At 67.6% G+C, this 23,015-nt stretch carries 25 protein-coding genes and 1 pseudogene; 17 read left to right on the forward strand and 9 right to left on the reverse strand.

Translation table 11 applies throughout. The features are described 5' to 3' along the window. Nucleotides 1-74 precede the first annotated feature (74 nt). Nucleotides 75-926, reverse strand: a complete 852-nt coding sequence (locus OHA98_RS41390) for an IS5 family transposase (protein ID WP_266933202.1) — start codon at nt 924-926, stop codon at nt 75-77. Nucleotides 927-1,729: 803 nt separating this feature from the next. Here OHA98_RS41390 and OHA98_RS41395 point away from each other — a divergent pair. After that, entirely contained in the window at nt 1,730-2,431 is a 702-nt protein-coding gene (locus OHA98_RS41395) for a hypothetical protein (RefSeq protein ID WP_266933552.1), read from the forward strand. Further along, the gene (locus OHA98_RS41400; protein ID WP_266933554.1) at nt 2,428-2,871 is read left to right on the forward strand and encodes a MarR family transcriptional regulator; all 444 of its coding nucleotides are present in this window, start codon (nt 2,428-2,430) and stop codon (nt 2,869-2,871) included. Before OHA98_RS41395 ends, OHA98_RS41400 begins: the two co-directional genes overlap by 4 nt. A gap of 547 nt (nt 2,872-3,418) precedes the next feature. Here OHA98_RS41400 and OHA98_RS41405 read toward each other — a convergent pair. From OHA98_RS41405 to OHA98_RS41425, 4 genes and pseudogenes are all read right to left on the reverse strand, one after another. After that, a pseudogene (locus tag OHA98_RS41405) lies at nt 3,419-4,424 on the reverse strand (IS481 family transposase). A gap of 59 nt (nt 4,425-4,483) precedes the next feature. Beyond that, the gene (locus OHA98_RS41415; RefSeq protein ID WP_266933560.1) at nt 4,484-5,725 is read right to left on the reverse strand and encodes an MFS transporter; all 1,242 of its coding nucleotides are present in this window, start codon (nt 5,723-5,725) and stop codon (nt 4,484-4,486) included. A 93-nt stretch (nt 5,726-5,818) separates the two neighbouring features. Further along, nucleotides 5,819-6,421: a TetR/AcrR family transcriptional regulator gene (locus OHA98_RS41420; RefSeq protein ID WP_266933562.1), complete on the reverse strand. Its 603-nt coding sequence runs from the start codon at nt 6,419-6,421 to the stop codon at nt 5,819-5,821. Nucleotides 6,422-6,520: 99 nt separating this feature from the next. Then, nucleotides 6,521-8,008, reverse strand: a complete 1,488-nt coding sequence (locus tag OHA98_RS41425) for a hypothetical protein (protein WP_266933564.1) — start codon at nt 8,006-8,008, stop codon at nt 6,521-6,523. A gap of 201 nt (nt 8,009-8,209) precedes the next feature. Here OHA98_RS41425 and OHA98_RS41430 point away from each other — a divergent pair, with 201 nt between their 5' ends. Together OHA98_RS41430 and OHA98_RS41435 are read left to right on the forward strand one after the other, a co-directional pair. After that, nucleotides 8,210-8,521 carry a hypothetical protein gene (locus OHA98_RS41430; protein ID WP_266933565.1) on the forward strand — a complete coding sequence of 104 codons (312 nt, stop codon included), beginning with the start codon at nt 8,210-8,212 and terminating at the stop codon, nt 8,519-8,521. 225 nt (nt 8,522-8,746) lie between these two features. Continuing rightward, nucleotides 8,747-9,346, forward strand: coding sequence for a GNAT family N-acetyltransferase (locus OHA98_RS41435; protein ID WP_266933566.1), 600 nt, complete (start codon nt 8,747-8,749; stop codon nt 9,344-9,346). Nucleotides 9,347-9,619: 273 nt separating this feature from the next. On the opposite strand, the gene OHA98_RS41440 is transcribed toward OHA98_RS41435, so the two are convergent. Continuing rightward, nucleotides 9,620-10,018, reverse strand: a complete 399-nt coding sequence (locus OHA98_RS41440) for a hypothetical protein (RefSeq protein WP_266933567.1) — start codon at nt 10,016-10,018, stop codon at nt 9,620-9,622. A gap of 561 nt (nt 10,019-10,579) precedes the next feature. On the opposite strand from OHA98_RS41440, the gene OHA98_RS41445 reads away from it, so the two are divergent. The 3 genes from OHA98_RS41445 to OHA98_RS41455 all read left to right on the forward strand — a co-directional run bounded on the left by OHA98_RS41445 (nt 10,580) and on the right by OHA98_RS41455 (nt 11,508). Beyond that, nucleotides 10,580-10,765, forward strand: coding sequence for a hypothetical protein (locus OHA98_RS41445; RefSeq protein ID WP_266933569.1), 186 nt, complete (start codon nt 10,580-10,582; stop codon nt 10,763-10,765). A 15-nt stretch (nt 10,766-10,780) separates the two neighbouring features. Next, nucleotides 10,781-10,912 (forward strand): hypothetical protein, encoded by a 132-nt coding sequence (locus tag OHA98_RS41450; RefSeq protein ID WP_266933570.1) that lies wholly within the window; start codon nt 10,781-10,783, stop codon nt 10,910-10,912. Nucleotides 10,913-11,241: 329 nt separating this feature from the next. Next, complete coding sequence (locus tag OHA98_RS41455) at nt 11,242-11,508, forward strand: hypothetical protein (protein WP_266933572.1); 267 nt, start codon at nt 11,242-11,244, stop codon at nt 11,506-11,508. 547 nt (nt 11,509-12,055) lie between these two features. Here OHA98_RS41455 and OHA98_RS41460 read toward each other — a convergent pair. The 3 genes from OHA98_RS41460 to OHA98_RS41470 all read right to left on the reverse strand — a co-directional run bounded on the left by OHA98_RS41460 (nt 12,056) and on the right by OHA98_RS41470 (nt 14,000). After that, nucleotides 12,056-12,301, reverse strand: a complete 246-nt coding sequence (locus OHA98_RS41460; RefSeq protein ID WP_266933574.1) for a hypothetical protein — start codon at nt 12,299-12,301, stop codon at nt 12,056-12,058. Between the two features lie 593 nt (nt 12,302-12,894). Continuing rightward, complete coding sequence (locus tag OHA98_RS41465; protein WP_266933576.1) at nt 12,895-13,455, reverse strand: hypothetical protein; 561 nt, start codon at nt 13,453-13,455, stop codon at nt 12,895-12,897. A 200-nt stretch (nt 13,456-13,655) separates the two neighbouring features. Beyond that, the gene (locus OHA98_RS41470) at nt 13,656-14,000 is read right to left on the reverse strand and encodes a hypothetical protein (RefSeq protein WP_266933578.1); all 345 of its coding nucleotides are present in this window, start codon (nt 13,998-14,000) and stop codon (nt 13,656-13,658) included. 829 nt (nt 14,001-14,829) lie between these two features. Here OHA98_RS41470 and OHA98_RS41475 point away from each other — a divergent pair. The 10 genes from OHA98_RS41475 (at nt 14,830) to OHA98_RS41515 (ending at nt 22,207) form a co-directional block, all read left to right on the forward strand. Next, entirely contained in the window at nt 14,830-15,756 is a 927-nt protein-coding gene (locus OHA98_RS41475) for a hypothetical protein (protein WP_266933580.1), read from the forward strand. 194 nt (nt 15,757-15,950) lie between these two features. Then, entirely contained in the window at nt 15,951-16,196 is a 246-nt protein-coding gene (locus OHA98_RS41480) for a hypothetical protein (protein ID WP_266933582.1), read from the forward strand. Nucleotides 16,197-16,410: 214 nt separating this feature from the next. Beyond that, nucleotides 16,411-16,842, forward strand: a complete 432-nt coding sequence (locus OHA98_RS41485; protein WP_266933584.1) for a hypothetical protein — start codon at nt 16,411-16,413, stop codon at nt 16,840-16,842. A gap of 28 nt (nt 16,843-16,870) precedes the next feature. Beyond that, a complete protein-coding gene (locus OHA98_RS41490) occupies nt 16,871-17,056 on the forward strand; it encodes a hypothetical protein (RefSeq protein WP_266933586.1) in 186 nt (61 codons plus the stop codon). Nucleotides 17,057-17,269: 213 nt separating this feature from the next. Further along, the gene (locus OHA98_RS43045) at nt 17,270-17,785 is read left to right on the forward strand and encodes an IS3 family transposase (RefSeq protein WP_353962261.1); all 516 of its coding nucleotides are present in this window, start codon (nt 17,270-17,272) and stop codon (nt 17,783-17,785) included. 1,151 nt (nt 17,786-18,936) lie between these two features. Next, entirely contained in the window at nt 18,937-19,221 is a 285-nt protein-coding gene (locus OHA98_RS41495; RefSeq protein ID WP_266933587.1) for a hypothetical protein, read from the forward strand. A gap of 286 nt (nt 19,222-19,507) precedes the next feature. Continuing rightward, entirely contained in the window at nt 19,508-19,855 is a 348-nt protein-coding gene (locus OHA98_RS41500; RefSeq protein WP_266933588.1) for a PadR family transcriptional regulator, read from the forward strand. Between the two features lie 65 nt (nt 19,856-19,920). Next, a protein-coding gene (locus OHA98_RS41505) for an IS5 family transposase (RefSeq protein WP_266933589.1) occupies nt 19,921-20,729 on the forward strand; the annotation gives its coding sequence in 2 pieces (ribosomal slippage) (nt 19,921-20,263 and nt 20,263-20,729; 810 coding nt in all). A gap of 64 nt (nt 20,730-20,793) precedes the next feature. Then, entirely contained in the window at nt 20,794-21,681 is an 888-nt protein-coding gene (locus tag OHA98_RS41510) for a pentapeptide repeat-containing protein (protein ID WP_266933590.1), read from the forward strand. Nucleotides 21,682-22,042: 361 nt separating this feature from the next. After that, nucleotides 22,043-22,207 (forward strand): hypothetical protein, encoded by a 165-nt coding sequence (locus OHA98_RS41515; RefSeq protein ID WP_266933592.1) that lies wholly within the window; start codon nt 22,043-22,045, stop codon nt 22,205-22,207. Nucleotides 22,208-23,015 lie beyond the last annotated feature (808 nt).

Raw genomic sequence — 23,015 nt, forward strand, 5'->3', positions numbered from 1 at the left:
TTGCCTGCGGGCATCGTCGTGGCTGGCTTTCGGTGGCTAGGCCAGGACAGGACTTAGACCGACCGGCAAATGGATCACTTGAGGCGTCGGGTGGTGGGGCGGCCGTCCCAGCGGTAGCGGCTCGTCGAGCGTCGGATGAGCATGCGGAGCGTGACGAGAGTGGCGGCGAGGTAGAGGTAGAAGTCCACGACCTCGCCGCTCCTCTCGGTGCAGCGCCGGAGCTTGCCGTAGTCGTTCATCCACGAGTGGGTGCGCTCGACCACCCAGCGCTTGCCGGCTTGGATCGGGGCGGGCACTCCCTTGCGGGCGATCTCGGCCGTGAAACCCAACTCGGCTATCAGTAAACGGGACTTGGCGCTGTCGTAGCCGCGGTCGAGGTTGACGTTGACGGTCTCCGGCATCGCGCCGACCTGCGCCTGCGCCGCGTCCAGGGTGGGGCCGAGCAAGGGTGAATCGTGCCGGTTGGCCCCGTCGGAGACGATCCCGAGCGGGACACCACAGGCATCGGAGGCGACGGAGCGTTTCAGCCCCTGCTTGCCCCGGTCCACCGGTGACCGCCCGGCCTTGTCACCGCCGGACGGGGCCTTGGTGATGCAGCCGTCCACCGAGATCTCGCTCAGCCCGAGGCCGATCATGCGGTCGTAGGCCTCGAGTGCGAGGGCATGGACCTTCTCGGATATCCCCAGTTCAGCCCACTGTTTGACGCGGCGTCGGATCGTTCGGTCGGAGCATCCGGCGCCAGCGATCCGCTCGTAGCCGGAGCCGTGGACCAGCGCGAGCACGATGTACTTGAAGACGGTCCGGTCTGGAACCCGTCGCCGGTGACAACCCAGCGGATGGCTCTCGGCGTATTCGTTCCGCACGGGCAGCAGAGCGGCGAATTGGTCCCACAGGGGTTCCAAAAGGCATGATGGGACCGCAGGCACGAGCCCTCCGGGTGATCACTGAGCGTCAAGAACTCCATGATCACTCAGGCTCGTGCCTGCCTTGCGTTCGGGCCCGGCTGGGCAGCCCCGCCCACCATTTGCCGGTCGCTCTTAAAGCAACTGAATTGGTCGGCGAAGGAACCTTGGAGGACCACCCGGCTCGCAGCCACCACGCATTCACTCATTCGAAGGGTTGGCACTGAGACACTGCCGAGCCCTCCACCACGTCGCCCGTTCCACACAGCTGATGGGATCATCGCTGGCCCCTGCCCGCTGAGACACCCCAACTGTTCCTAAAGTGCCGTTGTTGCTCTGTTCCCCGGCCCGACGCGTAGACACAGGGCCGCGCATGAAGCGGTATCAGCCCCAGGGTCCGGTGATGCGCTGCCGTGTGCAGCAGTTGGGGGGTGGGATACCGGCAGGGCGGTCGGTGCGCGCAGTCGGTGGTGGACCTCAGCCACCTCATACTGAGGAAAATTAAGAAACCGCAGGTCAGAGGCTTGTGATTTGGGAGATGTGTCCCCTCAGCCGGGACATAACCGAAACGATGTGTCCCGGCTGAGGGGGCCTATCTCACCTTCGATGTCAAGTGGAAGCGACACAAGATCGACACATATGTCAAGTGGAGGTGACACTTGATGGCCCGTCCGTACTCGCGCGACTCGGGGAACGTGGCGAAGGAGTTGTGTCCCCCCTGGCGGGACACAACTCCTTCGGCGTGTCGTGTCTAAGCAACATTGATGTCAAGCCGAGGTGACATACTGTCGCCGGAAGGAAGATCCAGTTGCTGGGAGAGCTATCTCGTGCCAACCGATCCGCAGCGCCGCAGGACCGGCAGTGGTGAGCCGCAGCCCAAGCTGCCGCTGAACGACCCGTCTCACGCCTTTGATCATCACCTCACGCCCGTCAGGGGCCTGGACGACCTCGCCCGGCAGTACCCCGGCCGGAAGCTGACGCTCGACAGCCAGCGCAAGCCGATGGAGTTCTACGGTGCCCCGGACCAGCCGAACGCCTTCTCCATGGACAGCCTGGAGTTCTTCCTCGTCATCGCCCAGTTCTTCCGCGAGGCCCTGCCCCTGCGGATGATCCTGCTGCTCATCGCCTGCCAACGTGCGGGCGGGCGCATCCAGCTGACGCAGGAAGAGATGGCAACCGTCCTGGACGTGTCCCGTACGAAGGCGAACGAGGCGCTGTCCGAGGTGATGCTCCACGGCATCGTGTTCAAGGTGAAGCGCGGGGTCTACCAGTTCAACCCGCCCTACAGCTACCGTGTCGCCGAGTTCATCCCCGGCACCGAAACCACTCCGGCCGAGTACGTCAAGGTCGAGCAGCACACCGCCATCTCGAAGATCCGATCGGACCAGAGCCTCCCCGACTTGGTGCGCTTCCCCTCCTTGGAGAAGATGCGCGAGGAGATCAACAGGCTGCGGGCCGACCGGGCGGAACAACGCGCCCAGCGCCGCAAGGACCGCGCACAGCGGCAGAACAGGGGGACTGACCAGTGAGTCTGCATTTCGCCGCCGTCAATGCCGAGGGCATCGTCGCCGATCTCGATCTGCTGCCGGCGGCCTACCGCGTCCTGCTCAAGCTCCGTGCGCACAGCGAGCCCGGCGGACGCATCGAGATCGACCAGACCACCATCGCCAAGATGCTCAAGCTGAGCCGCCCCGCGGTGAACGCCGCGATGCGCGACCTGGACCTGGCCCAGCTGGTGAAGAAGCAGCGCCCCGGGATCTACCAGATCAACGCCATGCTCGCCGCCTACCTCACCCCCGAGGACGCCGTCGCCGCAGTCAGAGCAATGCCCAAGCACGAACGGCTGAACTCCCCCGACTTCGTCGACCGCTACAACAACGCGGCCGCCGCCTACCAGGACCAGCTCGCCGTCAAGCGGCGGGAGAGGGACAACCAGAAACGCCGTCAGGTGTTCAAAGCCGTCTCCTGACCCCTCCAGAGCCCTCCCTGATGCCACGGCGCCACACTCCAGGGTGTGGCGCCGTTCGCATGCCCAGGGACGGGGCGTTCAGAGTTAGATCGTGCGCGAGAACATCTGCTCGCCAAAAAGGGGTGAGACACCGACGTCGGGGTGCCCGGAGCTGACGGGGAGGATGACCGGCTGGCCCGAGGCATGGATGGTGAACCCGTGGCGCCGGTAGAACCGGGCCAGCGCGGCGTCCCCGGCGGTGAACTGCCCCTACGCAAAGAACGCACGGTGACCACGGTGGCAGGCCAGGGCCCTGGTGAGGAGAGCGGAGGCAATGCCCTGACGGCGGGAAGCCGTCCGCGACGGCCAGAGCGCCGATCTTGACGGTGGCCATAGCGGTAGCACCCAGAGTGACGGGATCCGCTCCATTACTCTCCATGCGCGACCTGGATGCTGTCGGGCAGTTCGTCGGCCCGGCGGCGTCGGGGCTTACCAGCCTTGTGTCGTCCCACGAGCGTCCTCTCGGGTTGGGGCAGGCGGTACCTTCGCGCCGGTCACCAGATACCTCCTAGGTGTACGAGGGGCGGACGTTGGTGACGCCTTCTCGCAGTCGGGATGCTGGTGGCTGGCCGTCCGCGCCTGAGTGTGGTCGGTGGTAGTTGTAGTGGATGTTCCAGACCGCGATTTGCAGCTGAGCGCGCATTCTCGCTGATGAAGTCCCGGGCGTAGAGCAGTTCTTCGGCCAGGATCAGCTGATAGCGCTCCACCTTGCCGTTGTGTCGAGGTGTGGAGGGCTTGGTCCTCTGATGCCGGGACTGCTTGCCCACGATCCGGGCGAAGTCTCCGGAGCGGTAGCACGCGCCGTTGTCGGTGACCACACGGTGGATGTGGGTGATGCCGTGGGCGGCGAACCAGACCTTGGCTCGGGCTAGGAACGCTGCCGCGGTGGCTCCCTTCTCATCGGGTAGAGGTTCGGTGTATGAGAGCCGCGAGAAGCCGTCGATGGCGGAGTGCAGGTACGTGTACCCACGCCGTGCGCCGGCCGACTTGGCGCGACCGGCGGCCTTGGCTTGGTCACTGTCGCGGCCGTGGATGCGCCATCCGCCGCCGTCGGGGATCCTGCCGACCTTCTTCACGTCCAGGTGCACCATGTGCCCGGGCCAGCGGGCGGTGATCTTGCCCGGTTTGCGGTTGCTGTCACCGTCAGGGTCGAGGAAGCGGCGTCGGCCGAGGCTGAGTCGGTTCAAGTGCCGGGTCACGGTGCGGCGGTTGATCCGGTAGCCCAGGTCGGCGAGTTCATCGGTGATGCGTTGGGCCGACCATTTGTGTTCGCGCCGCCAGGTCTCGATGTGCTCTATGGCCCATGTAGGTGTCGCCTGCGGACTCCGATGCGGAGTCGATGCGCGGTCTTAAAGGCTGGCGTCACCGTGACGTCGCCATCGGTTGACCCACTTCGACGCGCACGCCCGCGAGATTCCCATCTCGGCGGCCACGTGTGCGATAGGCCGGTTCTTGCATCGCTCGACCAAACGTCGTCGTCCTTCAATGCTGAGCGGCGCGTTCGCATGGGTCATGCCTTGACCTCGCCGGAGCGGTTTGGCAGCACGCGATTCACGGTGGTCTCCCGATCGGTTCAGATGTCTGCGGTCAAGGCAGGCAGGAGGGACTGGTCCGATTCCGCTTCTGACGCGTCATCGGGTGCACCGCGTCGCAAGTACGGGCTGCCCAGGGCGGGCAGGATGGCGGCGATTGCCAGGATTGCCAGGCCGACCCCGAGGACGACCGGTGCTCGCAAGCCATGCAGCGGAATGAGCGCGGAGCCGACAGCAGACCCGATGATGACGCCGAGGGTGATGAACGAGCCGTGGATCGTGTTCACCAGTGGTGCGGTGCTTCCTGCACGCTGGATGCGGACAGCCATGGCGGGGTTCATGGTGACGCCGACCAGGCCGATGCCGAGCATGAACACCAGCGCCAGTGACGGAATGTCGGTGAAGAGCGCGAAGCCGGTGAGGAAGAGGGCGTTCAGCGCGGTGCCGAACAGCAGCGTGGAGATCGTGTGCTTGTCGGCCAGGCGGCCGACGACGAGATTCCCAACCAGGGTCGCCGCTCCGTAGATGAGCAAAAGAACGGGCACGAGGCTGTCCGAGAAGCCGGTGACTTCGGTGAGGATCGGGGTGAAGAAGCTGAATGCCGAGAACGTCGCTCCGATAATGAGCGTGCTGGAGGCGAGGGCGAGCAAGAACTGTGGCTTTCGCAGCACAGCCAAATTCGAACGGGTCGATGCGGCGGGCTCAACACCGCCGCCGGCCGGTGCGGCGGGGTTCGACACGAAGGCCAGCGTCAGGATGGCGGCGACCAGGGTGATCGCTGAGATCGTCCAGAATGCGGTCTGCCAGCCGAACCGGCCACCGACGAAGATCGCGAGCGGCAGGCCGAGCAGAGTCCCGAGCATCAGCCCGTTCATGACGACAGCGACCGCGCGTCCGCGCACCCGCTCGTCGACCAATTGGACGCCCATCGAGACCGAGATACCGAAGAACGCCTGCGAGGCGGCCCCGCTGATGATCCGGGCGAGGACCATCATCGGATACCCGGTCGCGAGCGCTACGATGACGTTGCCGACGAGGAAGATCGCGAAGATGGTCATGAGCGCGCTCTTCGGCGGAACCTTGAGCAGGGCATAGGTGAGCAGTGGGCCTCCGACGGCCATTGCGACGGCGAAGATCGTCACGAGGTAGCCGATCTGCGGGATCCCGGTGACGAGGCCTTCCGCGAGCTGGGGCATGAGGCCTGCGACGGTGAACTCGCTGGTCACCATCGCGAACACCCCGGCGGCGAGGACGTACACCGCGGGTGGGACGGCCTTCTCCACGGCTGGTGCTGTTGCTGTGTTCAAGAGAGAGCCTTTCTGTACTCTGTTATCCAAAATGCAGACATGAAGAAGCGCCGCCGGGCAGCGGTGCTGTCAGTGCAGGAGGGAGCTCAATCCGGCCAGGGCGATCCGGCGGAGCGTCTCGACGTCGACGCCGGTCTGTGCGGTCACGCGCAGGCCCGAGATGACGGTACTGGCGAGCACCGCCCCGTCGTCGGGATCTACGCCTTCGGCAATCGACCCGTCGACCTGACCGGCCCGGATCGCTCCGGACAGAAGGGAGAGCCTCGCGCGTAGGTCGCGGTCGAGGATCCGGGCCACGCGCTCGTCCCGCTCGCGCAGGTCCGGGTTCATGAGGCTCTGTACGACCATGCAGCCGGCCGCGTGGCCGCGGTTCGCCGCCTGCAGCTCCTCATCCACTACGACGTCGACGAGGGTGCGCAACCTCTCCGCGCCCGTCAGTTCGTCGTCGGCGAGGATCATCGATTGGCGCGCTCCGGTCGTCGCGACGTAGTGCTCCAAGGCCCGCACAAACAACTCATCCTTGGAGGTGAACGCGTTGTACAGGCTGCTGCGGCGCACGCCCGCCGCCTCGCAAAGCTGCTCGGTCGAGGTCCCGGCGAAGCCGTGCACGCGGAACTCACGCGCCGCGGCGTCAAGCACTGCGCTCTCGTCGAACGTGCGTGGTCTGGCCATGAGGCGAACCTAGCACGTTTTGGATGACAGAATCCATAACGCCTACTTCGAAGCCCGAGACGCCTCGCCGACCGTCACCAACCTCCTGCCCCGCAACAACTAGCTGGCGTGGTGATAGTTGTATTCAGGGCCGGTGCCCGCTGCCACGGTGCGGTCGATGCCGCCCGTTTCGGCGATGTCGAAGTGCGATGGGTCGAGCGGCGAGCAGGCACCTGAGGAACGGGGTTTATCGACCAGGGCGGAGGCGAGGCTGATCCGCCTGCCGTGGTCTGCCACGGACACCAGCTTGGCCACCAGCTCGCAGTGCTGACCGGGATAGTTTTCGGTGATGAACCGAACGGCGGGCTCGTTGGTCGCGGCGGGGTAGATGACCACCGTCTTCGGCTGCATGGAGTATTCGTAGGGGCCGGTGGTGAGGGTCCAGGTGTTGACGAAGTACGAGGGGACCTTGTTGGTGTCCTTGGACGTGCCACCAGTGGGAGCCCCCGATGTACCGCCGGTGGCGGTGCTGCCGGATGAACCGCCGGATGTGCCGCCGGTGGGAGCCCCGGATGTACCACCGGTAGCGGTGCTGCCGGATGAGCCGCCGGTGGATGAGCCGCCGGTGGATGTGCCGCCGGTGGTGGCCCCGGGTGAGTCACCGGGGTGTATTGCCGGGCCGGAGGTGTCGGCCGAGGGGGGAGCGCTGTGGTCACGGCTCGGTGAGGGGCCGTCCTTTGGAGGCTTGAGGGTGGACGTCTGCTGCGGCTTGCCGTCGGCGGTGCCCTTGTGGTCGTTCCGGTCGCCAGGCAGCTGGGTGCCGGCGTAGACAGCGAGGGAGACGACCAGGACACCGGCCGCGATCAGAAGGGCGGGGCGACGCCGCTTGGTGCCAGGGCCGGAGGGCGGGGGAAGCGGCACAAAAGCGGGTTCGCGCGGGTGGTGCGTATGCGAACCGCCCTGCTCAGCGCCCGGTTGCCACTTCTCCAGTTGGTGGTCGCGCTCGTACGCCGTGAGGTCGGCACGGATCCGGTCCCGCTGGGCAAGGGCTGTCTTCTTCTCCGCGGCCCGGTCCTGGTTCTGGCTCTTCAGCGAATCGACCTGCTGCTGCAGAGTGATCCGACGCCGGCGTTCCCCGTCCCGGTCCTCGCGCAGCGTCTGCAGTTCCTCGGTGAGCCCGGCCATTCTCTCCAGCGCCGCGTTCGTCGCACCGTTCAGCTCGCGGATCAAGCGGGTGTTCTGGTAGTCGATGAGCATCTGACGGTGGACGTTGTGCGGGTTCGCCCGCGCGCAGTACAGCTCCAGCAGCTCGCCGTACTGGTGCAGGAACACGTCTGCGGCCCTGTCCTGCAGATTCGCGCGTTCCCGCGCCTCCTTGATCAGCACCTCGACGAACCGCAGGGGCGGGATATTGGGCTGTTCACGCTTTGCGTTCTGCCAGGTGCTGACCTTCCCCTTCCCGAAGCCGTACGTGTCCGCCAGCTGATTCGTCGACAGTCCGGTCTTCTCGACGAGACCGTGAACCATCTCCTTGAAGCTGCGGAGCGCCTCCCACAGCCTCCCGTCCTCATCCTCGCTGTCGATAACGTCTAACCGCTGGTCAGCCACTGGTTCTCACATCCGAAGAAATTCCTGCAGGGGACGGCACTCTGCCGCGCGTGCGTACCAGGATCCTCCTGGTCTCTAGTACTTCTCGTGACCGCATCCCGCTGGTCGCCTCCGCACCCTGTGCGGGGACAAGAAGGGCGACGTCTCTCCTGGTGCTCGGCCGACTCCAGGAGGACGGACCAGAGTGTGAAAGGTCCTCACATGCACGGCCACGACCCACTGCTCATCATCCTGCTCCTCGCCCTCCTCGGCCTGGGCATCGGCTGTGTCCAGCACCGCTGGCCCGCCATCGGGGAAGCGATCGACATCGCCACCAAGGTCCTCATCACGCTCATCGGCCTGCTCATCTTCGCCAACAGCGGCACAGTCGAACAGAACCCGCCCACCAACCCCGTGCCCGCGCCGTCCATGTCGGCAACCCCAGCAGACCAGGGCCAAGGCTGGGCGCGCTCCGGCGCAGCAGCAGACCGACAACACCCGGACGCCGCTGTCACGGGCCCAGACCGAACGTGAACGGATCACAGCGACTCGTCAGACAGTCGGCCCGGGGGCAGCACCCGCAGTACGGACGGCAGTCAGTACAAAGGCCACTCCTGTGAAGGCACGAGCCATGACATGCCGCTGAACCGGCAGAACGGCACAGCACAGAGAGACCCCGGGCATCATCGCCCCGGGTCTCGTGCTGTCGGCCGCTGTGATCAGAGTGCGTCGGCTCAGCGGCCCGGGAGACTTGATCGTGTGGGAGCCCCGCGACTTGAGCGCTGGTTTGCGGCGATGCTGGCCTGGCAGGATCGGCTCGTGATGAAAACCTCGGTGACTATGCGCGAGCTTGTTGTCGGTGACTGCCACGCTGTACATGCCTTCGCCAGCCTGCCTGAGGCTTGCCGCTACCAGGCGTGGGGGCCGAACACCGAGGAACAGACGCGGGACTTCGTTCAAAGCGCGGTGGATGCCCGGCTGCAGTCCCCGCGGGCGAGATTCGTGTATGCGGCCTGCCTCGACGGTGAACTCGTCGGTATCGGCGAGTTGAAAGTTCGTAGCCTGGCCCACCGTCAGGGCGAGATCTCCTATCTCGTCCATCCCCGGGCGTGGGGTCGAGGCGTGGGCACAGCCATCGGCGGAGAACTTCTCGGCCGAGGGTTCGGACTGATAGGACTGCACCGGATCCATGCGACCTGCGATCCTCGCAACGTCGCATCGGCCCGGGTGCTGGGCAAGCTCGGCATGACCCACGAGGGCCGGCACCGGCACACGGCGCGGATCCGGGACGGCTGGCGTGACTCCGATGTCTTCAGCGTCCTCGACCAGGAATGGACGCACCGGCCCGGGCCTCAATGATCGGAGTATCGGTGGCCAGGCTCCGGCAGCGGCCCTGGTGTCGGATCTGGTGGGTCCCTACCTCCGGCAGTACCTCCGGTCCCCCGCCCGGGACAACCGGTCCAGCCACCTGTCCAGCCACCCTTCGGCGCAACCCCTCCGGGGCGGCTCGGGCAGCTTCGGAAGGGCGCTGAGCAGCCGTCAGGGAGCCCTGTGGGACGGGGTTGCGCCAACGGGGCCGGACAAGCGCCCGTACGGAGCTTGTCCGGCAGCCCGCGGAGCTTGCCCGGGTCATCAGCGGACCGGGCGGGCCGCCCGCCACGCGGCGACGATGGCGGCTCCCGCCGACATGAGACCTGCCACGGTGGCGACCGGCTCGTTAAACGACGGATGCTCGCGCAGCATGTACACGGCGCCCGCCGCGGCGGCCACGCTCACCGCCGACCACATGCCGCGCACCGCCCGCACCGCCCACGGAACCGGGGGCGGGACCGGGACGGGGTCCGAGGCCGGAGCCGAAGCCGAAGCCGGGTCCGGAAGCGGGACCGGGGCCGAGGCCGGAACCACAGCCGGGGCCGGAACCGGGGCCGGAACCGGGGCGGGGGCGGCCGGGGTCACGGTCTGCTGCGGAACGGCCGGCGCGATGGTGGTGGTGGTCGTAACGGTGGTCGTGGTGGTGACGGTGGTGGTCATGACGGATCGCTCTTCCGGTAGGTGAGTGGTGCGTGAGCCACACAGTCCGCGTCGACGGCCGGTCGATCCAGTTCTCGCGAATCTTCGTCCCGGCCCTGCTCTGAGGCATCTTTGACGGGTCATCGGGACGGATTCGCGAACGATTGACAACGGGGCGTCGCGGGCTGTGGCAGCACCATGCGACGCGGCGGGGTTAGCGGCGCAACCCCCGAACCGCAGACTCAACGATTCCCCGGAAACCGATTCCATTCAATAGATGACAGACCTCAACTCAGAGCGCTGACCTGCGGATTCAGCAGTCGCCAGATATTGAATGGGCCCCGCGGAACTGATACAGGCAAGCCCCGCAACCCGCGCCGGGAGCGTCATCGTCACCATCCGCCGGACGCCCGTCCCGGGGCCCAAAACGGACGCGCGGACGCACGGTCACGTGCGAGGAGCCTTCCTCCCTCTCTCCTTCTCTCCCCCGTCCGGAGTCGCGTAGGAGCGGAGGGAGGGCCTATCCCGGTGGGAGAGGGAGAGAGGGAGGGAGTGCGCCGGTCACCGGGCGAGAATCACCCGGTGATCACCCGCCGCCCGCTGGGCACAGGACCCGTACCCATATCCGCCGTCGACAACCCGGAGTTGTCGGCCGCCGCCGTGCCCCGGGCGGTGCTCGCCGCCGAGCGCCTGGCCGACGCCGACGCCGCCCCGCCCGTGCGCCGCCCGGCCGGCCGGCGCACCCTCAGCGGCCCGGTTCTCGTATAGCTGCCGCCAGGTGGCGTGTACCCCAGCCTCTCCAGCATCTACCGGGCGCTGGCCGAGCACGAGAAGACCCAGGCGTACCCGGAGGCCGTCGAAACGGCGCACGCCGACTTCGCCGCCCTCCAGCAGCGCGACCGCAGCCCCAAGTAGTTACTCAGCGCTACACACCACCTGGCGGTAGCTATACGAGAACCGAGCCGTTTCGGCCGAGCCCGAAACGAGTCGACCCTTCGTGGCTTCCAGCCGAATCTGGTGACGCGGCACCACCCCGTGCGGCGTTCCCACGCCACAGCGCTACTGCCATTTCCTACCCGTCCCGGCAGCCCGATGGCCCGGCAGGTGTGGGGAGTGTTGCACCGCGTCTGGTCCTGTCCCGGACAGGGCGAGGGATCGGCGGACAGGTGTCAGGCCGTGTGTCTCTCGGTAATGCGCTGCCCGTGCAACCGGTGTCGGGGAGCGCCTCACAGAAAGGAAGACCGATGCGTATTCGCAAGCTTGTTGCCGGCGTCACGCTGGGATCTGCACTCCTTGTGGGGGCCGTCGCAGCCCCCGCCCAGGCGGCCCCCGCCCCTGCGACTCAGGCCGTTCCGACGGCCGGCGTGATGGGCGAGATGGTGTTCTACGACGACTTCTGGACCCAGAGTGAGTGCAGGCAGGTGGGTAGGGACGGCCAGACGGCCAGGATGTGGAAGGTCTACTCCTGCCAGGAGTCGCTCTGGGACTGGGACTTGTACGTCGGCTACTGATATCCGGCCGCTGGCAGCGCAGTCTGCGAGGGGTGCCAGTGCGGTGCCGGGACGGAGTACCCCTTTTGGGGGAAGCCGTGCCTTGATTGGGCCGACATAGAGGGAGCGCCCGGATCCAGATGGATCCGGGCGCTCTCGCTTGTGGCGCGCTCACCAACCGGACGGCCTGCCGTGGCCTGCCGGTGGCGGCAGGTCGTCCGGCAGGACGCGCGGGTCCCTGGCCTGCGCCGGCAGGTCGGCAGGCCAAATCCGCCCACCCCTCTGATCCGCCCCGGAACGGGCCTCACAGCTCTGGAAAAGGGGGTGGGCGGATTTGGTTGTCCTGGTTGTCTTCCCAGGTGGGACGTCGTCCCGTGGTCGTCCGGTGGTTGTCCGGGGACAACGGCGGGACAACCACCGGACAACGAACGGACGACCACGTCTCGCCCGGAATCCGGGGCCGCACGACCCCGGCCGGCGGGAGCTCCCTCGCGCACGGCCGTCCGAGCGTTCCGGGGGCTGAGCGTCTGTCAGGGCCCGGTGCCCGGCCCATGGGGGGCTTGCCCGGTCAACGGCGGGCAACCGCGACGCCGACCGCGACCGCGACCGCACCGAGTCCGCCCACGGCCACCACCGGGTCGGTGAGCGCGGGGTGCTCATGCAGCACGTACAGGACACACCCGGCCGCGAGAGCGCCCACCGCCCCCCAGAGGCAGCGCACGGACATCTGCGACGCGGGAACCACCGGGGCGGCCGGGGTGATCGCGGTGGTGGTGATCGGGGTGGTGGTCGGGGGCGTCTGCTGGATCGTCACGGATCTCTCCTCGATGTCGATGGGGCGCTCCGGGCGAGCGCCGGGCAGCACGATGCGACGCGGCGGGGCTAGCCCCGCAACTCCTGCCGGATCGTCATCACCGCCCCCGGCCCCGGTCCCCGGGGCCCAACACGGCCGCGCGCCGCAGCGTTGCCCGTCTCAGACACGGTCGTTGTGGGTGCATGTGCGATCCCGCCGCGGAACTGAACGCGTTGTGCGTCAGCGCCAATGCAGCTGCCCGCGCAATCACCGAAGCCATGCAGTGCGCTGCCCGTGCGCTCTACGCGGGTGTCCCCGCGGCCACGGTCGATGCCCTGTTGCAACCCTTGCGGACGGGGCCTCCGTCGCCGCTGGGAACGCCGGTGCCGGCCGATACGCCGCTCCCGGTACCGGCTTGCCGGTACCGGGAGCGAAAGTCACGCACCCACTTCGTCATCGGTCTGCTGCAACAGGACACGGGCATCACGGGCAGGGAACTGGCCGCGCGAATCGGAGTGTCGGATCGGACCGCCGAGCGTCTCCTGAACAAAGCCCGGACGCTCGTGGTAGCCGCCATGGCAGCCGAGAACCCGGAGATCAGCGCCACCGAAGTGTCAGCACGATTCGGCGGCCTCCAGCACCGCCACGCCGACCAGCTGCTGCGGAAAGCCCGCTTGCCCGCCGCAAGTCACGGCCGATAACGGACGGGTGGCGGTCCCGGTCGCGGTCCCGGACTGCTCCCACCGGACGCCGTCCCCACCGTCATCCGCAGCGGCCGGTGCCAGTACCCAGCCAGACCCCGGGCAGAACGAATGACGGACCTGACCTGCCTGTATGCCGAATCGGCGCCGGACGCGGAAAACCGGCTCCCAGCGCCGGAAACCGGGGGTCGCCTCGACCCACCCGGCGGCCGTCTCGTACGCCATGCCCGAGGTGACGTGGCAGACGCGCGGCACCTCGTCCTCCTCGAACAGCACCATCAGCCGCTGCCCGGCGGTGTCCACGACGGTGCCCTCGCGCCCGTCGTGACGGACCCTCCCGCCAATCGCCACCCGAATACCGAGGCGCCGGTCCAGCGCGTAGTAGGTGGCGATGTGGTCCAGGTCTGCGGCCTGCCGGCGCCGGGTCTGGGCCTCGGCCTCGTAGCGGTCCTCGAAGTCGTCGTAGTCGTACACGTGCTTCTCCTGCTCTGTCAGGGGGTGATGGTGAGCTGGGCGGCGCCGGGCATCGGCGCGCGGCGGCTGACGGACCGACACCGGCCCGGAGATCGCCACACGGCCCGCTGGGCGGCGATCTCCGCCCCGGACCACCTAGGGGGGGGACCCGGGGAGGGAGATCGCCAGCGAGAGGCACCGTCAGGCGCCGTGAGGGGCGGTCAGAACGGCGCTGGGCCGGGGGAGGTGCCCGATGCGGACCCGGACACTGCGGCCAGGTCCGGGTACTGCGCGGCCATCTGCGCCCGGATCCGGGCGGTCTCCTCCGCCTCCGCCCGCCGCCGCTCGGCACGCTCCTGGGCCACCCGCTCGTCCTCGGCCGCCTGTGCCGCCACATGCTCCTCGACCTGCCGGTCGACGTCGGCGCCCATCTCCTCAACGGCCCGCTGCTCCGCCTCGCGCTGGGCGGTCTCCCGCTCCCACCGGTCCGTCAGCTCCCGCGCGGCGGCGGCTGCCTCAGCGGCCTCAGCGACGTCGCCCTGGTCCTCCTGGTCACGGGCGCCCATAACTCCATCGTCCTCCCGGCCGGCGGACCGCACCAGCGCCGCACGGAACCACAAGGAACCACAAGGCGAGCTGCCGTCTCACACCCGGCGCGGCCGCGACGGGTGTGAGAAAAGGGAGACTCACACGGCCTTCCCTGTGGTCGGAATGGAAATGTATTCCGTGCGTCCGAAAACGAAATATCGAGCCCTTTCCACGGTCACGAATTCCACCGCAAGGCCGCACTGTCAATTCCGTCCCGCCGGAAAGGAAGGCCCGTTGTCGCTTCCGGGATTGGTTTGTGCGGGCGTGGCCCGTCGCTCCGGCCCGTTGCTCCGGCCCGCCGCGCCGCCAGGACTGCGGCCGCGTGGAAGGGCCAGAAAACAACGGTCAGGTGGTGCCGACTGGATCAGTGAGCCTTTCCACCCTTGCTCTGGAGTGCAGCAGTCAGTCTGGCAACAGGGCGAAGTGCCCGGTAGATGTGTTTTCGACCAAGAGACCCCCCTATGCGGATACCGCCCGCAGTCGCCTCTCTTCTTCCGCCAGCCCGGCACGCCTCCCGCCCCCGGCAGGCATCAGTCGCCTGGCCCGAGCAGTGCAAGGTCCGGAGCCGGTGGAAGGCGTTCTACACACGCCAAACGAGACGAAGCGTCGCGGAATCCGTTTTGGACCATGCGGACGCCGCCCTCTCAGTTGACTCACTCTCTTTCGGAAACAGCTCAGTTCCGGAATCATGTGTGCATGTCACCTACAGATTTAGCGAGTGCCGTCGTCACCGCCCTCGCTTCAGGTGCCGCGTCCGGTGCCGGCACCGCTGCCGGCACTGCTGCCTTCACTCGCCTCGTAGAGCTCGTGCGCAGTCGCCTCGGCCGCTCGGATGAGGGGCGCGGGGCACTCGGCCTGTGGGACGCGGAACCCGGATCGGAGCAGGCGGCGGAGGCGGTGCGGGCACGCCTGACCGTGGAGCTGGAGGGGGATCCCGGTCTCGCCGAGCAGTTGCGGGCCGCTCTGCAGCACGGGCCTCCACCGGTTCCGACGCACCCGCCGGCGATTGTCCAGCGCGTCCACATCGGCGGCGACGCCAACCGCGCCACCATCAACGTTGGGCCGCTGCACCTGAAGAAGACCACGGGCGTGGTGGCGACCCTCGCTGTCATCGGCGTGGTGTTGGCCCTGCTGGTCACACTGGGCCTCCGCAGCGTGGTGCAGTCGCTCGGCGACGACGAAGGTGAGCGCAAGGTGGCTCCCCTCTCCGAGATGGCCACCGTCAAGAGCGTCCTCCCCGACAGCGACAGCCTGCCGGCCGAGTTCAAGAGCGAGGGCGATCCGGTGGTGACCACGGATGAACAGGGTTGCCAGCCCGTATGTAAGGGGCTTCTGTTCGCTGCCAGTACGACCATGGGGCGCGAGAGACCGCAGAAGACGGCCGCGCTCTACGTCATGGCCTACGACAGCGCCCCGCACGCTGCCCAAGCGTTCGAGATGATTCGTAGGGAAATGGCCGACTCGTCGGAGAAGACCCTCATCTCGTTCCCGTCCATGGGCGACACCAGTACCGCCTACCAGTTCACCCCCGGCAACATCGTCCTCAACGAGGACGACGAATCCATCGAGGAGGCCGAAGCAGAGGCCCTTGTCGGAACGGTCGTCGTCCTCGTCCGCTACACAACCGCGCTAGACGACCTGGAGCCGTCGCTCACCGCACTCGCACGGATGATGGCGGACCGGGCACAACAAGCGCAGAACGGGAACAGCCCCTCTGCCACCGCGTCCTTCTGATGCCTGCGAGGTGCCGGTGCTCACCTGGTCGGCCCTCCAGAGGAGCCCAGCCCTGACTGCTCTCAGCGGCCCGGATGAATGAGCCTTTTCCGAGCTGGTGGTGATGGCCGCGAGTTGGACGGGGCCTGCGCAACGACGAAGCTCCTGAGCCGGTCAAGCTCGGCGGGGAACAAGGCGGGCGTGGTCTGGTCACCGTGACGCTCACCGGACCTCAGCTGGTCGAGTACCCGCGGATGCTCGACTACGACGCGCACGGCGGCGCCAACGCGAACAGCGACGACGGTCCCGTGGCGCGGCGCATGTACAACGCGCTCACCCCGGTCATCGACCGCATCAAACCGGGCCAGCCGCCCACAGACGTCCCCCGAGCCGTCGTCGACGACGCAGCCGTCCCGGCCGGCCCCGCCCCCTCCCCTCCACCTGCGCCCTCCAAGAACTGACTCGCAGGAAGCGGCGGGGGCCTTCACCAGCGTCAGGCCCCCGCCCGAGCGGGCACAGACGGATGGCGGCGCGCGTCAGAGCCGCCACACGGCGTTGGGCTCGGCAGCGCGTGACGAATCCAGCTCAGACCCGCCAGGACCGGATGCGGTCCGCGGCGTCGTACGCGTCGGTCCGTCCGGCGTCGATGTCGCGGGCCAGCGCAGGGACGACCTCGTGACGATCCTCATCGACACGAAGAACGAGATCAAAACAGCGGTCAGCGGCCTGACCGAAGGCGTGGGCGAGGTGGACCGGGAACTGCGGGCGGCGGCCGGTGCGATCACCGAACTGCGCGAGACGGACCTCGCGAACCTCAAGTCCTCCCAGCACGAGACGCGGACCAGCGCCTACAACGCGGGCAAACGCGCGAGCGAGGCCGTCACCGCGGTCGTCGATCTGCGGCGGGACGTCGAGCGGCTGCACCACGGACTGACGGACCTGCGCCGGGGACATGGACGAAGTGCTGTCACTGCTGCGTGCCGGGGTACCGGTCGCGGCCGGCGGTTCGGCTGTCATGCACCAGGCGCGGGCGGTCGCCGACACTCCGGGACCGGATGCTGTGCCGCTGCCGGGGCAGCGGCAGGTGAACCGTTCCGGGTTCGGTAGGGACTCGATCACTTGAGAGGATCGAGTCATGGCACGTCCTTCCCAGTACCCGCTTGAGCTGCGCCGTCGTGCGGTGCGCATGGTCGCCGAGGTGCGGCCCGACTACGACACCGAGTGGGCCGCGATGAAAGCGGTCGCCACGAAGCTCAACAACCGTCCCCGCAAGTGCCTGGGTTTCCGGACACCAGCCGAGAGTGTTGCCTTGACCGGTTGAATCTAAGGCGAGTTTCTTCGCGGCCGAGCTCGACCGGCCACACACACGCTCGTAGCGTTCATCGACGAGCACCGGGACCGCTTCGGCGGAGTCGAGCCGATCTGCCGTGTTCTGACCGGCCACGACTGCAAAATCGCCCCGTCCACCTACTACGCACACCACAAACGCCAGGCCGCCCCGGCGGCCCGCACCTTCCGCGACATCGAACTGAAGATCCAGATCCGGGAGGCATACGACGCCAACTACCGTGTCTACGGCGCGAGGAAGATCTGGCGGCACCTGAACCGCCAGGGCCAGACCGTGGCCCGCTGCACCGTCGAACGCCTCATGCGCGAGCTCGGCATCACCGGCGCCGTCCGCGGCAGGAGAGTGATCACCACGATGCCGGACCCCTCCTCGCCAAGGGCACCGGACCTGGTCGACCGCGACTTCGTCGCCAGCGCGCCGAACCGCTGTTGGATGGCTGGCGCAGCAGCGGAAGGCGCACACGTGGGCGCAGCTGAGTGCCGTGCAGCAGGAGCGGCTCGGCGGGCTCGGTGTGACACCCGACGAGCCGGAACCCGCCCCGGTGACAACACGCGTGGCGAAGGGGACGGGTGGGTTGTCGGCGCCGTTCCGGCGGGGGGGTTGCGGCCCTTGCGCAGTACCTTCAGCGCGAAGGGCACGAGCGTCCTGTCCCGAGGAAACACGAAGAGCCGGTCGAGGTCGACGGCCAGGAGCACGTCGTGAAACTCGGTGTGTTCATCACAACACCAAAACCCGACGCGACAAGCTCACCCCCGAACAACGCCAGGCCCTCACCCAGCTCGGAATGGAATGGGCATGACACCAGCCGCAGCCCGCCGCTGAACCGGAGGAACGGCACTCACTCCATAAGAAATCGCGAACCTGAGACGACGTCACCCACCATGAGATAGCGCCTCACGACAGCAAAATCTCTCACCCCGTGACAGTGGAACCAGACGATCAACAACACCGCTCCGATCAGCAACAACAACCCAGGCCACTGACACCTACCCGAGAGAGGACGCTCAACGACGCGGATTCAATCGCTGCTTCCTCGCACGACCGCGGCGTATCGGTCGCCCAGCTTGGCTCGCAGGAGCCCAAGTTGGTGTGCGGCGGTGGCCGCGACATGCGATGAGGCAGGTTGCATGACGGACGATGCCCACCAATCCGCGTCGGGTCGGCCGTTTTGCATCTCTGCCCGGACCAGGGTGTCGATTTCTGCCACATGCTGCGCAAAAGCTTGTGCCCATTCCTGCTCGTCGGGCCGGAGGAACGGCGCACGCCGGAGAAGGAGGAGGTTGACCTGCGTCAGCGTGCTTGATCCAGTCGCGGCGGAGACGTCACGGCCAGCGATGGATGTACGTTGAGCCTCCTCAAGGGCGGACAACGCCTCCCATACTTCCCTCAGAGCCTCCACCCTCTGAGCGCGGAAGTTCGCCCGTGCTTCGCGGGCCTGAGCTCGCTGCCATTGCCACAGTCCAGCCGCCGTGGCCAACCCTGTTCCTACGAAGGTGAGAACGCCCACAGCGACCGTGTCCGAGACCATGGCGTGAGGCTACTGATGAGCGACCGGGCTGGGGAAGGCAGCGAGGTCTTCGCTACCCCTGGGAGCAGCCGCCGCCACACCCGGCTCGAACAGCTGACGGCCCGCTACCCGCTACGACGTGGGCAACCCGTCACCGAACGCGACTGGATCAGACCTTAAGGAACAAGCTCAGACCCCTTCTACCGACCACAACGGGGGCTCTTGGCGGGTGCGGTCTGCCAGTGGGTGGGCGCGGCCGCCGGGGCCGGGGCCGCCCGCCCGTCGGACGAGGCAGCAGCCGGGGACGTGGTGGGCGTGGTGGTGGAACGGGAGCGGGCGGCGGTCGGTGGTCGGCGAGACACGGGGCGTTGTGGGCGGCCAAGAGAAGACGCCCGGCAACATTCAGGGGCGGATCCTGCCAGAGACGCCCCGGGCTCTCCGGCCGACCCGCTGCCGCAACTCCACCGTCACCAGCGCACACGCGCCGATCTGGCTCGCCGAAGAAGAAGACCTGATCGCGATGTCCAAGGACCGCCGCCTAGCCTCGCCCCGTCGTGAAGCCGTGCTGATCGAACTCGCCGACGTCCAGCGGATCACCCGCGCGTTCAAGGATCAGAAGGGCAGCCACTGATGCCGGTCTCCGCCGCGACGGCCACCAAGTTGCAGGAGGCCATGCAGCGGCTTCTCGCAGGTGAGCCCATCCGCACCGACGGGGAACTGACGAAGGAGAGAACGTACGCCGCTACTTCAAGCCGCCCCCGCAGGTGACCGCCGAACTTACGAGCTTGCTCACGCCGGGCGACAACAGCAGGTGGTTGTCGGATCTTGGGCCGGCTCTGGGTACTACGCGGCGCGTACTACGCGATGTGTAGCATTATGGGAACGCATCTCGGAGGCCGACCACAGCTGGAGAAGCCATGCGCACCAACGACGCCCAGATGCTTGTGCTGTGCGCACTGACCGAGGGTCCGCTGCACGGGTATGCCATCAACGCGGCCATCGAGCAGGTCTCCGGGCGTCGTCTGGGGCCTGGGAGCCTCTACGGAGCCTTGGCCCGCCTGGAGGCGAAGCAGCTGGTGAAACCCCTGGAGGGAAAGGGCCGTCAACGCCCGGTCTGTCTCACGCCCGCTGGGCGGGAGTTGCTTGAGAGGGAGGCGCACTCCATGGCCCGCCTGTCCGGGCGCGTATTCGAGAGCGCTGTTCCTGATGAGGTCGGCTACCTCGACCGACTGGCCGCGACGGATCTGGCTCGTTCCTATAACTGATCATTTCAGAATGAGATCGGTGTGTTGGCTTGGCAGTTGGGTGTTGTGTCGGCAGGATCTGCCGGGTGTCTGCTGATCTCGTGCCCGATGACCTGTGGGAACGCATAGCCCCGCTGCTGCCTCCTCGTCCGCCTCGGCGGCACCGGTATCCCGGGCGGCTGCCGGCCGATGACCGTGCTGCTCTGCGGGGCATCGTTTACGTGCTGCGCAAAAGTGTGAGCTGGCGGGACGTCCCTGCGGAGCAGGTGGGCTGCAGTGGGGTGACGGCCTGGCGGCGTCTGCGGGACTGGACCGAAGCCGGAGTCTGGCCCCGCCTCCACGCAGTCCTGCTGGCAGAACTGCGTAAAGAGGGCCTGCTGGAGATGGACGACGCCGCGATCGACGGCTCGCACGTCAGGGCCCTCAACAGGGGGCTCACACCGGACCTTCTCCGGTCGACCGCGCACGCCCCGGCAGCAAACACCACATCATCGTCGACCGGCACGGAACCCCGCTCGCCGTTGCTCTGACCAGCGGCAACCGCCACGACGTCACCCAGCTCATGCCACTTCTGGACGCCATACCGCACATCCGCGGCCTGCGCGGCCGGCCACGCCACCGGCCCCGGCGACTGTTCGCCGACCGTGGCTACGACTACGACAAGTACCGCCGCCTCGTCCGGGCTCGTGGGATCACACCGAAGATCGCCCGTCGCGGCACACCGCACGGCTCCGGCCTGGGCAGGACCCGCTGGGTCGTCGAGCGGACCTTCGCCTGGCTGCACCAGTTCAAACGCCTTCGGATCCGCTACGAGATACGCGCCGACCTCCATCTCGGCGTGCTCCAACTCGCCTGCAGCATCATCTGCTTGAGACGACTCCGAACCGCATTCTGAAACGATCAGTAAGAAACGACCAGAAGGTCTGGACTGGGCGCGGCGGATCGAGCTGTTCACCGTCGTGGTCGCGGCTGTCGTGGTGGCGGTGGTGGCGGTGGTGGGTCTCTGGTATTCGAATGTTCAGACCAGGCAGGCCAACGAACAGGCCCAGCAGGCCAGCAAACAGGCCCAGCAGGCGAACGCCCAGGCGCGGGACGACCGGGCACTGGCCAAGGACGGGCAGATCACCAGCCGGTACACAGCCGCGGTGGGAAACCTCGGCGAGGACAAGACGGACGTGCGGCTGGGCGGCATCTACGCCCTGCAACGGATCATGCAGGACTCCCCCCGCGACCACCCCACCATCGCCCACATCCTCGCCGCCTACGTCCGCACTCACGCCGCGAAACCCCCGGCAAAGGGCCAGGACGTCCCGGCCGACGTCCACGCCGCCCTCACCGTCCTCACCACCCGGAACACAACCCGGGACGACGACTACTTCCTCCTCGACCTCCACGCCGCCAAACTCCCCAACATCACCCTCGCACCCACAGCCTCAGCGGGGGCTTTGAGCAACGCAGTCCTGACCGCCGTGGACCTGACCGATGCGGACCTGACCGGCGCGGACCTGACCGACGCAGTCCTGACCGCCGTGGACCTGCCCGGCGCGGACCTGACCGGCGCGTACCTGACCGACGCGCGCCTGACCGCCGCGGACCTGACCGACGCAGTCCTGCCCGACGCGTACCTGACCCACGCGCGCCTGCGCGGCGCGAACCTGACCGGCGCGAACCTGACCGGCGCGAACCTGACCGGCGCGGACCTGACCGGCGCGGACCTGCGCGGCGCGGACCTGCGCGGCGCGGACCTGACCGACGCGGACCTGACCGACGCGTTGAACCTGACGTGGGAGCAGGTTGAATCAGCCATCACTGACGAAGATACGGAGCTGCCTGCCTCGCTCCGGTAAGCCGCTGACGGCTTCCCGCGTTCCCGAGCCTCCACGGCCGGACTGACCACCGTCACAAAGTGGAGCCGGACACCGTGACCGGGGCCACCGCGCACCATGCCCAGAGGCAGCCGGCCGCCGGTCCGGTGAGGCGGAACGGGAACGGGCGGCCCGCCGCCGAACCACACCCCACCAGGCCCGGTTTCAGAACCGCACCTGCAAATGAGGGCCGGGTTCCTGAACGACGGGGGCGTGACAGCATCGGTGACCGGCCGTTGAACCGGAGCAGGAATGTCACGTCACACCGAGACCCCGGGCACATCGCCCGGGGTTCCGTGCCGCCGGCACCGTGCCGCATCCGCGCTGGGGTGGACTGGGCATAATGCCCGGCTTCGGAGCCGCACCACCATGCCACTCGTACGGATACTTCCCCACCGGCACGCGAACCGGACGCCCGGACCCGGACGTCGGTGGCCTCGAGATGACCGTCCGCTTCACGATCTGGGACCAGATCACCGGCGCCGCCGGCCTGCCCGCCACGGCCTGACCGACAGCCGACAACCGCCTCGACCACACCCTGACGCACTGCCAGACGCCTATACCCCCGACAACGTGACAACGCCCCTGGACGGCCTCCGGGCTCGAAGAACAGGCACCGGGCCAGGCACCACGACGTCGGCAAGACGGTCAAACGCGCTGAGTCGATCAAGGAACACCAAGCCCAGCTATGTTAAACGCCAAGCTGAGGCCTATCTGCTCGCCGGTGCACACCTGGCCGTGTCACCCAACCGCTGTGCCTAGCGTTTGAGAACTCCGACGAAGGCGTCAGCGCGGACTACCCCGCCCGCTTGCCCTTCCGCTGCACCGACTGGACTGTGCAGGGAAGTTGAAGCCTCCGCCCGCCAGTCGGCACCCGACGACGGCCCATCCACACCAGTGACGGGGAGCCAGCGGAACGTCCCCGCTCCCGCCCTCACGGGGGTGTCCCTGTGCCCCTGAACATCCGTTGCGCAACTGCCGCCTCCTCACGCACCGCTTGAGCTCACCGCCCAGATCAGCACCGCAGCACCACCTCTGCCAGTCGCCACGAGCATGCTCCCTGGCTCCGCGCCGTACACACGCCTGCACCTCTTCCTCTCCCAAACCCATGCCCCGTGCCTCCGCCAAAGAATGGCGCTTCCCTACTTGGTTATGTGAAGGCCGTCATGGAGGCGACTGGGCATAGTGCAGCCTGATGTAATGAAAGCTTTAAGGTTATCCATGGCTTGCCGGGCCATCACGGACGGTCTCTGCCGTACCGTGCAGGCTGTCGCCCCGCCTGTCGGGCCCACGTCCAGACCGAGGTCGCGAGGAAG

The sequence above is a fragment of the Streptomyces sp. NBC_00654 genome (genome assembly GCF_026341775.1).
Classification (GTDB): domain Bacteria; phylum Actinomycetota; class Actinomycetes; order Streptomycetales; family Streptomycetaceae; genus Streptomyces.

Coding starts and splice junctions, on each gene's coding strand:
- OHA98_RS41455 (WP_266933572.1), top strand. CDS start 11,242: ATGCGTATTCGCAAGCTTGTTGCCGGCGTCACGCTGGGATCTGCACTC.
- OHA98_RS41440 (WP_266933567.1), bottom strand. CDS start 10,018: ATGACCACCACCGTCACCACCACGACCACCGTTACGACCACCACCACC.
- OHA98_RS41420 (WP_266933562.1), bottom strand. CDS start 6,421: ATGGCCAGACCACGCACGTTCGACGAGAGCGCAGTGCTTGACGCCGCG.
- OHA98_RS41470 (WP_266933578.1), bottom strand. CDS start 14,000: ATGGGCGCCCGTGACCAGGAGGACCAGGGCGACGTCGCTGAGGCCGCT.
- OHA98_RS41500 (WP_266933588.1), top strand. CDS start 19,508: ATGCGCACCAACGACGCCCAGATGCTTGTGCTGTGCGCACTGACCGAG.
- OHA98_RS41515 (WP_266933592.1), top strand. CDS start 22,043: ATGCCCGGCTTCGGAGCCGCACCACCATGCCACTCGTACGGATACTTC.
- OHA98_RS41430 (WP_266933565.1), top strand. CDS start 8,210: ATGCACGGCCACGACCCACTGCTCATCATCCTGCTCCTCGCCCTCCTC.
- OHA98_RS41490 (WP_266933586.1), top strand. CDS start 16,871: ATGGCACGTCCTTCCCAGTACCCGCTTGAGCTGCGCCGTCGTGCGGTG.